The sequence below is a fragment of the Curtobacterium sp. VKM Ac-2852 genome (genome assembly GCF_013205045.1).
GTDB classification, from domain to species: domain Bacteria; phylum Actinomycetota; class Actinomycetes; order Actinomycetales; family Microbacteriaceae; genus Curtobacterium; species Curtobacterium flaccumfaciens.
Map to the genome: position 1 here is coordinate 433,518 of NZ_JABMLI010000001.1, position 11,356 is coordinate 444,873.

The following is an 11,356-nucleotide window of genomic DNA, read 5'->3' on the forward strand; positions in this document are numbered from 1 at the left end:
GAATGAGGGGATGACGACCACCCCTCCGAACCAGAGCGTCGAGCGCGCCGCGGCGGTCCTCGGCGCGCTCGGTGCTGCTGACGGGCCGATGCGTGCCTCCGACATCGCGCGGGCGATCGGCCTCGGGACGTCGACGACGGGTCGGCTCCTGGCGACGCTCGAGTCGCTCGAGTACGTGCGTCGCGATCCTGATTCGCAGGGGTACTCGGTCGGTCGCGCCGTGCTCGAACTCGCCAGCCAGGGACTCAACCACAACCCGGTGCACCGGGAGAGCCGGGCCGCGGCGCAGGAACTCGCGCACCGGATCGGCCTCACCGCGAACGTCGGGGTGCGCGACGCCGCCTCGTGCATCTACCTCTGCCACTTCGAGGGGTCGCTGGCGCCGAAGTCGCACACGATGATCGGCATGCGACAGCCGCTGCACGCGTCGGCGCTCGGCAAGGCCCTCATGCTCGACCTGTCACAGGTGGACCGGGAGCGGCTCCTCGGTGCGGACCTCGCGCGGTACACCGACCACACCATCACGTCGCACGACGCCCTGACGGCCGACCTGGCCGTCTCGGCGAAGCGCGGCTGGACCGAGGAGAACCAGGAACTCGCGCTCGGGCGGTTCTGCATCGCCGCGCCGATCCGGAACGCCTCGGGGGACACCGCGGCCGCGCTCTCGATCTCCGGACGCCTCACGCAGCTCCGCGACCGTGACCTCGGGTCCCTGGCCGAGGACCTCATCGAGGTCGCCGACCGCATCAGCGTCGGTCTCGGGATGATCAGCGCCGTCGCGCACTGACGGCTCGCCTCGTCGTGTGGTGACGCAGTGACGGCCTGGAGGCGCGTGGCGGAGTCGCCACGGGCCTCCAGGCCGTCTTCTGGTCGCGCTGGTCCCGCTAGTCGCGCGACGGGAGCAGGTGGATCGCCTCCATGGCGAGCTCGGCAGCGATGGGGTCCTTCGCGACGACGGCGTCCTTGAGCTTCGTCAGCTCGGGCAGGATCACGTCGGCCGGCAGGAGCTCCGCGAGCTCCGGAACGCGGAGCTTGAACGAGAGCCCGTCCGTCGTCGAGTTGCAGAGCTGCACGAGCGACGGGTTGCCGCACGCGTCGGCCCACATCGAGTAGATGCCGGCGCCGTCGCGCGCGACCTGGTCCTGCTCGTCGGCGCTCACCCGCGCGTGCACGTCGTCGAGCATCTTCACGATCTTCTTGCGCTGCGCGTCCGTGAACCGGGGCACCGCGAGCCGCACGACGCCGCCGTAGATCACGCCGAGCGTACGGTACGCGTCGAGGAGTTCTTCCTTCGTCGGCGCCGCGACCCGGGTGTAGCGGTTCGGCGCCATCTCGATGAGGCCGGCCCGGGCGAGTTCGGCGAGGGCCTCGCGGATCGGCGTCCGGGAGACACCGAGCCAGGCGATCAGGTCGTCGTCGTTGAGCCGTTCCCCGGGCTCGAGCGTGCCGTCCATGATGGCGTCTCGGATCTTGTCCTGCACCGTGTCACGGAGGAGCTTGCGCTCGGCAGCGGGCTGCGTCGAGGGAACTGGCATGGGTCCAGCGTGTCACATGTCAGGGGTCGTGCGCGAGAGGCGCGACGGCCACCAGGCCCGGCGCCCGAGGTCGTAGGCCAGCGCCGGCACGAGCAGCGAGCGGACCACGATCGTGTCGAGCAGGACGCCGAACGCGACGACGAACGCGATCTGCACGAGGAACAGGATCGGGATCACGCCGAGGGCGGCGAACGTGGCGGCGAGCACGACGCCCGCTGACGTGATCACCCCGCCGGTGACGCCGAGTCCGCGCAGGACGCCCTCGCGTGGACCGTGCCGCAGCGCTTCCTCGCGCACCCGTGTCATGAGGAAGATGTTGTAGTCCACGCCGAGCGCCACCAGGAACACGAACGAGTACAGCGGCACGCTCGGGTCCGCGCCCGGGAAGTGGAACACGTGGTCGAAGACGAGCGCTCCGACACCGAGGGCCGCCGCGAAGGACACGATCACGCTGCCGATCAGGACGAGCGGCGCGACGATGCTGCGGAGCAGGAGCATCAGGATCAGCAGGATGACGACGAGCACCACGGGGATGATGAGCGTGCGGTCGCGGATCCCGGTGTCGTTCGTGTCGACCGCCGTCGCGGTGACGCCACCGACGATCGCTCCCGGGTCGACCCGTTCCACCGCGGTGCGGAGGTCGCGGACGGTCTGCTCGGCGGCGTCCGAGTCGGCGGCGTCGGACAGCGTCGCCTCGAGCAGGACGTCACCGCCGGAGACGGTCGGCGTGCCGCTGCCGGCGGCGTCCCCGGTCACCGGGACGGTACCGGCGGGGCTGTCCTTCGCCGCGGCGACCACCCCGTCGACCCCGTCCACCGCGGTGATCGCGTCGACGAGCCGGTCGAGGTCGCGCTCCGCGCCGATGACCTGCGCGGGGCTGCCGGAACCGCCCGGGAAGTGGTCGGCCAGCACGTCCTGACCGTCACGGGCCTCGGACGACCCGATGATCAGGTCGCTCTGCGGCACCCCGTCCGCCTTGAGTCCGAACATGCCGGCGCCCATCGCGAGCAGGCCGACCGTGCAGACGATCCACACCACCCGGGACCGCCGGGCGACGAGCCGGCCGACGCGCGCCCAGATGCCGCGGGCGCCCGGACCCGTGAGCTCGGGGTGGGCGCTGCCGAACGCGGGACGCAGCGGCCAGAACGCCGCGCGGCGGAACGCGAGCAGCAGCGCGGGCAGGAGGGTCAGGGCGGCGAGCAGGCTGAACGCGATGCCGATGGCCGCGACCGGCCCGAGCGCCTTGTTCGAGTTGAGGTCGGAGAGCAGCAGGCAGAGTACCCCGACGATCACCGTGCCGCCCGAGGCCAGGATCGGCTCGAGGCTCCCCCGCAGGGCGGCCTTTGTCGCGTCCCAACCGGTGCGGTGGTCGCGCAGCTCCTCGCGGAAGCGCGAGGTGTACAGGAGCGCGTAGTCCGTCGCCGCACCGATCACCAGGATCGACAGGATCCCCTGCACCTGCCCGTTGACCGTCACGATGTCGGCCTTGGCGAGCCACCAGACCACGAGGATCGAGGCGCACAGGGCGAAGGTGGCGGTCCCGAGCACGAGGACGGGCAGCAGGGGTGATCGGTAGACGATGATCAGGATCACGAACACCGCGGCGAGCGCCACCCCGAGCAGCAGTCCGTCGATGCCGGCGAAGGCCTCGGTCAGGTCCGCGGTGAACCCGGCGGGACCGGTGACGGAGCCGCTCACGCCGGACGGGAGCGCATCGTCGACGTCGGCCCGGATGGCCTCGACCGCGTCCCCGGTCTCGGCGTCCTGCGTGAGCGTGGCGACGATCTCGACCGCGTCGCCGTCCTCGCTCGGGATCACCGGGCTGACGGCCTCGACGTCGGCGCGGTCGGACAGCGTCGTGGCGAGTGCCTTCGCATCGGCGAGGTCGGTCGACGTCAGGCCGCCGTCGCGCTCGAGGACGATGATCGCGGGCGCCCCCGACTCGTCGCGGAACTCCGAGGACCGTTCCTGCACCTTCGTGGCGTCGGCCGAGGCCGGCAGGAACGAGGTCTGGTCGTTGGTGGAGACCTCGGAGATCTTGCCGAAGAAGGGACCGCCGACGGAGGCGATGCCGAGCCAGACCACGATGACGAGCGCGGGGAGGACGATGCGGAGGAAGCGGGACACGTCGGTGAGCGTACACCGATCGTCAGCATGCTGATTACTTGACGGTCGAGCGCACCTGCCAACCATAGAATCACGACATGCAGGACACGACCGAGCAGTGGCCCCTCGGGCGCCTGCTGTCCGCGGCCGCGCGGTCCGTCGAACGGGACTGGGACGAACGCCTCCGCGCCATCGGGCTCTCGCACGCCGCGGTCGTCGCGATCGACATCCTCATCCGGACCGGACCGACCGGCGCCGACACCATCGCCCGCACGGCCCGGGTCCAGCCGCAGACGATGTCCCGCACCCTCGAGCGGATGGAGCGGGACGGTCTCGTCGAACGCACCCCGCACCCCGCCGATCGTCGGCGCCGCGTGGTCAGCGTGACGCCCGCCGGCCGGTCCGCGTGGGAGACCGCGCGGCACATCGAGCGCGAGGTCCTGCCGGAGGACCCGGCGCTCCGGACGGCACTGGGCGAGCTGCTCGCCGGACCGCCGTCCGAATGAAACATTGTTCTTGAAATACCACATGCGATAAGATCCTGTGGTCGGTGCGTGCCGACCTGACCACAGGAGTCCCGCATGTCCGAACGCCGAGCCGCCCGGGCGGCCGCAGCACACACCCTCCGCGCACCCCGTCGCGGCACGCGGCGACGTCGACCGTTCCTGGTCGCCCTGGTCGCGACGCTCGGCTCGCTCGTCGGTGTCGCCCTGGTCCTCGCCGTCGCGGCGAGCGTCTTCGTCGGCGGACTCGCGCGGAGCTTCGACGCCGGTCGCGACACCATCGCCGACCCGTTCCCGAGCGGTGCGCGGCCGAGCACGTCCAGCGGTGAGAACATCCTGCTCATCGGGTCCGACGCTCGCGCGCAGGGCGGCCCCGAGGGCGCGCGGCCCGAGCTCGGCGGGCGCTCCGACACCCTGATGCTGGCGCACGTCCCCGCCGATCGACAGCACGTGTACCTCATGTCGATCATGCGCGACTCGTGGGTCGAGGTCCCCGGACACGGGCGCGCGAAGATCAACGCGGCCTACTCCTGGGGTGGGGTCGCCCTCACCACGGAGACCGTCGAACAGCTCCTGGACATCCGGATCGACCACGTGGCGGAGATCGACTTCGCCGGGTTCGAGGACATGACCGATGCCCTCGGCGGCGTCACGGTCGACTCCCCCCGGGCGTTCTCAGCACGCGGCCACGACTTCACGGCCGGGGCGAACCGGCTCGACGGGGCCGCAGCACTGGCCTTCGTCCGGGAGCGCTACTCCTTCGTCGACGCCGACCACACCCGCGTCCGCAACCAGCAGGCGTTCATGCGCGGCGTCGTGAACGGGCTGCTGTCCCGTGGCACCGTCACCAACCCCGGGCGCATCCAGGACTTCGTCGCCGCGACGAGTGCGCACCTGTCGGTCGACGCCGGGTTCTCGTTCGCACGGATGGCGGAACTCGGGTGGTCGCTCCGAGCGGTCGGGGCCGACGACCTCGTGACCTTCACCGTGCCGACCGCGGGCTCCGGGACGGCACCGGACGGGCAGTCGATCGTGAACCTGAACGAGCTCGCCGTCGGGTCCCTGTCCCGGGCGCTCCGGTCCGACGACGTGGCGGGCTGGCTCGCCGACAACCCGCAGTAGTCCGGCACCGCGAGGCCGCACGCACGACGACGCCCCACGACTCGAGGTCGTGGGGCGTCGTCGTGTTCGGTCTGCGGAGAGATCAGGCGGGGAGCTGGAGCTCCTGGCCGGCGTAGATCAGGTTCGCGTCGTCGATGGTCGACGTGTTCGCGGCCCAGAGCTGCTTCCAGCCGCCGTCGATCCCGAGCTTCGTCGCGATCGTGTCGAGCGTGTCGCCCGAGGTGATCTTGTACGTCTTGCCGCTCGTCTTGACCGGGGCCGGCTTGCTCGGCGTGGTCGCTGCCGGGGCGGGCGCCGCTTCGGTCGTGCTCGGCTGCGGGGCGGCCTGCTCGGCAGGAGCCGGTGCCGGTGCGGCGGGCTGCGGGGCGGCCTGCTGTGCGGGGGCCGGAGCCGGTGCGGGGGCCGGAGCCGCCGCGGCGGGGGCCGCACCGCTGGTCCCGCTCAGCCCGAGCTGGGCGGAGCAGGCGGGCCATGCGCCCCAGCCCTGCGAGGCGAGGACACGCTCGGCGACGGCGATCTGGGCCTCGCGGCTGGCGGAGGCGGGGTTGCCCGCGCCACCGTTCGCCTGCCAGGTACCGAGGTTGAACTGCAGGCCGCCGTAGTAGCCGTTGCCGGTGTTGATGGCCCAGTTGCCACCGGACTCGCACTGCGCGAGCTGGTCCCAGGTCGAACCGGACGCTGCGTTCGCGGGGGCTGCCGCGAGGCCGACACCGGTCGCGGCGATGCCGGCGAACGCCAGGCCACCGACGATGGTGCGGGTACGGGAAAGCTTCTTCATGTGATTGCTCCACCGGGGTCACGAGCCGCATCTGCTGCGGAATCCACTGCCCACCCCGACCGATCGCGGTCAGTTGTGGGGGTGCGCCACCGGGGGCAGTGGTCATCGGGCCGGCGGCACCTCGGTCGGCAACCATAGGAAACTCTTGACCGTTATCAAACCGAGACAAACGGTTCTACCCGTGCATGCTATGTACCCCTACCCCGAACCTGAACGTGCGGATCCCCATGGCCATGGTGATCGAGCCGTACCCGGGTACGTGTCCTTGGCAATTCCCTGGCAATGCCGATCGGCGCTCGGGATCAGCCCCGCGTGAGCAGGGTCACGGCCTCGAGGTGACCGGTCTGCGGGAACATGTCGAGCACCCGGGCCCGACGCAGCCGGAACGACGGCATGCGTGCCAGGTCCTTCGCCAGGGTCACGGGGTTGCAGCTCGAGTACACGACGTGCTGCACGTCCGACTCCTCGAGCCAGGTCGACAACCGCTCGCCGATCCCGCGACGCGGCGGGTTCACGACGACGAGCTCGGGCACCGCGTCCGGACGGGCCCGGAGTGCGTGCTCGGTCGCGTCGTCAGCGGCGAACCGGAGCCCCTCGAGGCCGGCCTCACGAGCGGACTGCTTGGCGGAGCGGATCGCCTCGGCACTCGTCTCGATGCCGGTCACCACGCGGCCGGGGCGGGCTGCGTGCAGCGCGAATCCGCCGACGCCGCAGTACAGGTCCCACATCGACGCGGGTTCGAGCTCGTCGATCCAGGCCGTCGCCTGCGCGTACAACTCGGTCGCGACACCGGTGTTCGTCTGGAAGAAGCTCCGCGGCCGCAGGTGCATCGTGATCCCGCCGAGCCGCATCGGCAGCGTCTCCTGCTCGGTCAGCACGATCTCGCGGTCGCCTTCGGTGACGGCCTTGTGCTCGGGCAGCAGGTTGACGGTCACCACGACCGCGTTCGGCAGCGCGGCGCGCAGGGCGGCGAGGTGCTGGCGGAGCCGTGGCAGCTGCCCCTCGGAGCGCAGGACGAACCGGATCATCAGCTCGCCGTCGGGCGACTCGGTGACCAGGACGTACTTCAGCTCCCCCCGGCGCGCGGCGACGTCGTACGGGATCAGCCCCGCGGTCGAGACGAACTCGGCGAGCACGGGCAACGCGTGCCGGATGCCGGGCGTGCAGATCCCGCAGTGCCGCAGGTCCACGCCGCGCTGCCGGTGGTCGAGGATCCCGACGGTGGGGTGCTGGACGGATCCGCCCACGACCATCTTCGCCTTGTTCCGGTACCCGGACTCCGGGCTGGTGATCGCGGGCGACCAGGAGACCGCTCCGGGGCCACCGGCAGCCTCGACCGCGTCGTGCAGGAGTTCGCGCGTGCGGAGTTCCTTGTCGAGGACCTGGTCGGCGTAGGGCTGGCCCATGAGCGTGCACGACCGGCACACCCCGCGGTCGAAGTAGTCGCACTGCATGGCCGAGTCAGGATACGGCAGCGTCCCGCGTCGTCGTGGCGATCCGGTACACCGACGTCGTCGCGGTCAGGAACAGCGTCGTGCCGTCGTCGCCGCCGAAGCACAGGTTCGACGTGACCTCCGGCACGGCGACCGCTCCGATCCGGGCTCCCTCGGGGTCGAACACGACCACGCCGTGGTGGGAGGACGACCAGACGTTGCCGTGCACGTCGACCCGGATGCCGTCCGGCGCTCCCTCTCCGGGCTCGAGCCGCGCGAACACCCGGCCGTTCTTCAGCAGGTCGCCACGGCGGTCGTAGGCGCGGATGACCGGCTCGTCGCCCGACGAGCTCGCGATGTACAGCACCCGCTCGTCCGGGTCGAAGGCCAGGCCGTTCGGCTCGTCCAGGTCGGTCGCCACGGGCCGCAGGTCCTCGCCCTCCGGTCCGCACCGGAACACCCAGTGGTCGCCGTACTCGCGCACACCCGGGTGCCCCTCACGCGGCTGGGTGATGCCGTAGGCCGGGTCGGTGAACCAGACGCCGCCGTCCCGCGCGACCACGACGTCGTTCGGGGAGTTGAACCGGCCCCCGTCCCACGCGTCCACGATCGGCGTGACGACGCCGTCGCGGTCACGCTCGACCCGACGCAGGCCGTGCGAGCACTGCACGACGCTGCCGTCCCGATCGAGCGTGCGGCCGTTGGTGAACTCGACACCGTCCGCGTACACCGAGGTCTCCCCCGAGTCCGCGTGCCACTGCAGGATCCGGTCGCCGGGGATGTCGGACCACCGCAGCGTGCGGGTCGACGGGATCCAGCAGGGCCCCTCGGCCCAGGTGCTGCCGGTGGCGATGCGCTCGAGCGCGTCGCGGTCCGGCACGAGGTCGTCGAACAGCACGGGTTCTCCTTCGAACGGGGTGCCCACCCTACGTTCGTCAGGCCGCGGCCGCCGCCTGGGTGCGTCGTCGCACGGCCTTCTCGATCGCGGAGATCGCCAGGCCGAGCAGGATCGACGCCACGACCGCGAGGGTCGTGACGAGGAAGGGCTGCTCGCGGCTCCAGCGCCCGGTGGCCGAGGCGATGCCGACGCAGTACGCCGCCCACACGACGTCGGCGAGCACGCAGCTGAGCAGGAACCGCCGGAGGTCGAGCCCGCTGTCCGCGCCGACCAGGTTCGTCGTCAACCGGCCCATCGGGATGAAGCGTCCGAGTACCGCGATGCGTCCGGGAGCAGCACGGTAGCGGCCGTCGATGGCGTCCCGGGCCGCGCGGACCTTCGGCCGCGAGAACCACGACCTCGAGCCGAGGTCGACCGAACGCGCCAGGTGGTACAGCCCGAGGTCGCCGAGGACCATGCCGATCGACGCCGCGACGACGAGGAACAGGACCGGCAGGAGACCGCCGTCACCGCCCACCAGGAGCGTGCCGATCGCGACGACGAGTGCTTGGCTGGGCAGGAAGACCGCGACGCTGCCCACGGCGAGCACGAGGCCGACCACGAAGAACGCCCACGGGGTGCCGACGAGCTGGACGACCAGGTCCTGTGCTGCGTCCACGACTCACCCTCCATGGGCACCGGAATGGCACACCGGGGTCCATCCTCGCAGGTCCGGGGGCTCCACTCACGTGCGGTCGACGATCGCCCGCATCGTCGAGGCCGCCTCGTCCGGGCGACCGTCGAGGACGGCATCGGCGAGTGCGAGGTGGAGGCCGACGTCGTGCCGGTCCGGGCGGACGCTCCCGCGTTCGCGCAGCACCTGGCCGACGACCTGGTGCAGTCGTCGGTACAGCGCGTTGCCGGACAGGTCGAGCACGAGCGCGTGGAACCGCACGTCCGCGGCCACGAAGTCGGGGCGGTCGTCGCGGGTCGCGGCGGCGGCGAGTTCGTCCGCGGTGGTGCGGAGGGCCTCCCGTCGGTCCGCGAACTCGTCGAGCGCCACCCGCCGGGCTGCTGCGGCAGCGGCGGCGGGCTCGACCGCCGCACGCAGCTCACGGAGCTCGACCGCCACGCGGTCGGCGTCCGGGCCCCGCAGACGCCACCGCACCACGCGCGGGTCGAGGACGTCCCACTCCCGCACGCCGAGCACGGTCACGCCGACCCGCTGCCGCGCGGTGAGCAGGCCGAGGGCGACGAGGACCCGGACGGCCTCGCGGACGATGCTGCGACTGGCACCCGTCCAGGCCACCAGGTCGTCGATGCTCCGGCGGCTGCCCACGGCGACGGCACCGGAGACGACGGCGGCACCGATCTGGTCGAGGACCCGTTCGAAGGTGCTCGTCACCGCTGCGAGACCGGCGACACCACGAGCTCGTCGATGCGCACGTGTGCCGGTACCCCGAGCACGAAGGCGACCGTCCGCCCGACGTCCTCCGGCTGGAGCATGCGCTGCCGGGCGGCCGCGTCGGGGACCTCCGGCCGCTGGTCGAGGAAGTCCGTCGCCACGTCTCCCGGGCACAGGTGCGTGGCACGCACGCCGTGCTCGGCCTCCTGCTGGTTCAGCGTGCGGACGACCGACGCGAGCGCGGACTTGCTCGCCGAGTACGCGACACCCGCCCCTGGCTGGAAGGACCACCCGGCGTACGAGGACACCACCACGACCACGCCGCCGGCCGTGCGGAGTCCCGGCAGCGCGGCGTCCACCAGCGTGACGACGGCGGTGAGGTTCGTGTCCACGATCGCGCGGAAGTCGGTGAGCGACTGGTCGTCCCACCGGCGTCGCGGGGCGTTGAGCCCGGCCGCCAGCACGAGCCCGTCGAGTCGGCCGTGCCGCTCGAGCACGGCGTCCCGCGCGGCGGTGACGGCGTCGGGATCGTTCGCGTCGAGGGGCAGGACGTCCGCGGTTCCCCCGGCGCCGCGGACGGTGCGCGCGACCTGCTCGAGCCGGTCGGCACGACGTCCGCTGAGCACCACGGTCCAGCCGTCCCGCGCCGCCGCCTCGGCGCTCGCGGCTCCCATGCCGCTGCCCCCACCCGTGACCCAGAGCACACGCTGATCCGTCATGCTCGAATAGTATGCCTATTGAAGCCACCGACGACGGGAGCAACGATGCACCTCGACCTGACCGACCGCGTGGTCGTCGTGACCGGCGCAGCGCGCGGGATCGGCCGCACCCTCGCCGACCGCTTCGTCAGCGAAGGGTGCCGCGTCGTCGCGCTCGACCTGGCCTTCGAGCAGGACTTCCCGCTCGACCACGTCGTGTGCAACGTCGCCGACCCGCAGTCAGTGCACGACGCCGTGGACGAGGTCGTCGGGCGGCACGGCACGATCGACGTGCTGGTCAACAACGCCGGCATCAACGTCACGGGCACGGTCGCCGAACTGGAGTGGGACGCCTGGCGACGCTGCATGGACGTCAACCTCGGCGGCACGTTCCTGATGAGCCAGGCCGTCGCTCCGGTGATGCAGGCGGCCGGGCGCGGTCGGATCATCAACGCCGCCTCGTTCGCCGCGATCGTGCCCAGTGTCGGGAGCGCGGCCTACGCGGCCTCGAAGGCCGCCGTCGTCTCGTTCACCCGGGTGCTCGCATCGGAGCTCGGGCCGTGGGGCATCACCGTCAACGCCTACGCACCGGGCATGGTGCCGACGGCGATGAACGGCTTCGCGACGATGCCGGCCGAGGCGCAGGACCGCCTGCTCGACACGCTGTCGCTCCGCCGGTGGGAGACGCCGGACGACGTCGCCGACCTGCTCGTCTTCGTGGCGAGCGACGCCTCCGGGTACATCACCGGCACCCTGCTCGACGTCTCCGGCGGCAAGCTCGCGACGCAGATCCCCGCCCGAGCGCACGGCCGGACCTGAGCGGACTGCTGTCCGGCCGCTCAGGTTCTCCACATGGCCTCCTCCGTAGGCTGTGAAAGCCCAGTGAGCCGGACTGCAGC

Annotated in this window: 12 protein-coding genes; 4 read left to right on the plus strand and 8 right to left on the minus strand. The window is 71.8% G+C overall.

What is annotated here, in order from left to right:
- Positions 1-10: 10 nt before the first annotated feature.
- Positions 11-787: an IclR family transcriptional regulator gene (locus HQQ79_RS02105; protein ID WP_027467181.1), complete on the plus strand. Its 777-nt coding sequence runs from the start codon at positions 11-13 to the stop codon at positions 785-787.
- 97 nt (positions 788-884) lie between these two features.
- Here the strand turns inward: HQQ79_RS02105 and HQQ79_RS02110 are convergent, their stop codons facing one another.
- Both HQQ79_RS02110 and HQQ79_RS02115 read right to left on the minus strand, forming a co-directional pair.
- Positions 885-1,535 carry a GntR family transcriptional regulator gene (locus HQQ79_RS02110; protein ID WP_051597115.1) on the minus strand — a complete coding sequence of 217 codons (651 nt, stop codon included), beginning with the start codon at positions 1,533-1,535 and terminating at the stop codon, positions 885-887.
- A gap of 12 nt (positions 1,536-1,547) precedes the next feature.
- A complete protein-coding gene (locus HQQ79_RS02115; protein WP_173032333.1) occupies positions 1,548-3,662 on the minus strand; it encodes an efflux RND transporter permease subunit in 2,115 nt (704 codons plus the stop codon).
- Positions 3,663-3,739: 77 nt separating this feature from the next.
- Here HQQ79_RS02115 and HQQ79_RS02120 point away from each other — a divergent pair, with 77 nt between their 5' ends.
- Both HQQ79_RS02120 and HQQ79_RS02125 read left to right on the plus strand, forming a co-directional pair.
- Complete coding sequence (locus HQQ79_RS02120; protein WP_111058004.1) at positions 3,740-4,147, plus strand: MarR family winged helix-turn-helix transcriptional regulator; 408 nt, start codon at positions 3,740-3,742, stop codon at positions 4,145-4,147.
- A gap of 75 nt (positions 4,148-4,222) precedes the next feature.
- Positions 4,223-5,266: an LCP family protein gene (locus tag HQQ79_RS02125; protein ID WP_173032334.1), complete on the plus strand. Its 1,044-nt coding sequence runs from the start codon at positions 4,223-4,225 to the stop codon at positions 5,264-5,266.
- 82 nt (positions 5,267-5,348) lie between these two features.
- Here HQQ79_RS02125 and HQQ79_RS18860 read toward each other — a convergent pair whose 3' ends face one another.
- The 6 genes from HQQ79_RS18860 to HQQ79_RS02155 all read right to left on the minus strand — a co-directional run bounded on the left by HQQ79_RS18860 (position 5,349) and on the right by HQQ79_RS02155 (position 10,478).
- The gene (locus HQQ79_RS18860) at positions 5,349-6,044 is read right to left on the minus strand and encodes a transglycosylase family protein (protein WP_071245830.1); all 696 of its coding nucleotides are present in this window, start codon (positions 6,042-6,044) and stop codon (positions 5,349-5,351) included.
- Between the two features lie 302 nt (positions 6,045-6,346).
- Positions 6,347-7,498, minus strand: coding sequence for a 23S rRNA (uracil(747)-C(5))-methyltransferase RlmC (gene rlmC, locus HQQ79_RS02135; protein ID WP_173032335.1), 1,152 nt, complete (start codon positions 7,496-7,498; stop codon positions 6,347-6,349).
- Between the two features lie 7 nt (positions 7,499-7,505).
- Positions 7,506-8,375, minus strand: a complete 870-nt coding sequence (locus tag HQQ79_RS02140; RefSeq protein WP_173032336.1) for an SMP-30/gluconolactonase/LRE family protein — start codon at positions 8,373-8,375, stop codon at positions 7,506-7,508.
- A gap of 37 nt (positions 8,376-8,412) precedes the next feature.
- A complete protein-coding gene (locus tag HQQ79_RS02145) occupies positions 8,413-9,033 on the minus strand; it encodes a VTT domain-containing protein (protein WP_173032337.1) in 621 nt (206 codons plus the stop codon).
- Positions 9,034-9,099: 66 nt separating this feature from the next.
- Positions 9,100-9,759, minus strand: coding sequence for a FadR/GntR family transcriptional regulator (locus HQQ79_RS02150; RefSeq protein ID WP_138802363.1), 660 nt, complete (start codon positions 9,757-9,759; stop codon positions 9,100-9,102).
- On the minus strand, positions 9,756-10,478 hold the full coding sequence (locus HQQ79_RS02155; protein ID WP_173032338.1) for an SDR family oxidoreductase: 723 nt from the start codon (positions 10,476-10,478) through the stop codon (positions 9,756-9,758). The genes HQQ79_RS02150 and HQQ79_RS02155 overlap by 4 nt, the downstream gene beginning before the upstream one ends.
- Before the next feature lie 45 nt (positions 10,479-10,523).
- Here HQQ79_RS02155 and HQQ79_RS02160 point away from each other — a divergent pair, with 45 nt between their 5' ends.
- Complete coding sequence (locus HQQ79_RS02160; protein ID WP_138802362.1) at positions 10,524-11,276, plus strand: SDR family NAD(P)-dependent oxidoreductase; 753 nt, start codon at positions 10,524-10,526, stop codon at positions 11,274-11,276.
- Positions 11,277-11,356: the final 80 nt, after the last annotated feature.

Coding starts and splice junctions, on each gene's coding strand:
- HQQ79_RS02105 (WP_027467181.1), top strand. CDS start 11: ATGACGACCACCCCTCCGAACCAGAGCGTCGAGCGCGCCGCGGCGGTC.
- HQQ79_RS02110 (WP_051597115.1), bottom strand. CDS start 1,535: ATGCCAGTTCCCTCGACGCAGCCCGCTGCCGAGCGCAAGCTCCTCCGT.
- HQQ79_RS02120 (WP_111058004.1), top strand. CDS start 3,740: ATGCAGGACACGACCGAGCAGTGGCCCCTCGGGCGCCTGCTGTCCGCG.
- HQQ79_RS02125 (WP_173032334.1), top strand. CDS start 4,223: ATGTCCGAACGCCGAGCCGCCCGGGCGGCCGCAGCACACACCCTCCGC.
- HQQ79_RS18860 (WP_071245830.1), bottom strand. CDS start 6,044: ATGAAGAAGCTTTCCCGTACCCGCACCATCGTCGGTGGCCTGGCGTTC.
- rlmC (WP_173032335.1), bottom strand. CDS start 7,498: ATGCAGTGCGACTACTTCGACCGCGGGGTGTGCCGGTCGTGCACGCTC.
- HQQ79_RS02155 (WP_173032338.1), bottom strand. CDS start 10,478: ATGACGGATCAGCGTGTGCTCTGGGTCACGGGTGGGGGCAGCGGCATG.
- HQQ79_RS02160 (WP_138802362.1), top strand. CDS start 10,524: ATGCACCTCGACCTGACCGACCGCGTGGTCGTCGTGACCGGCGCAGCG.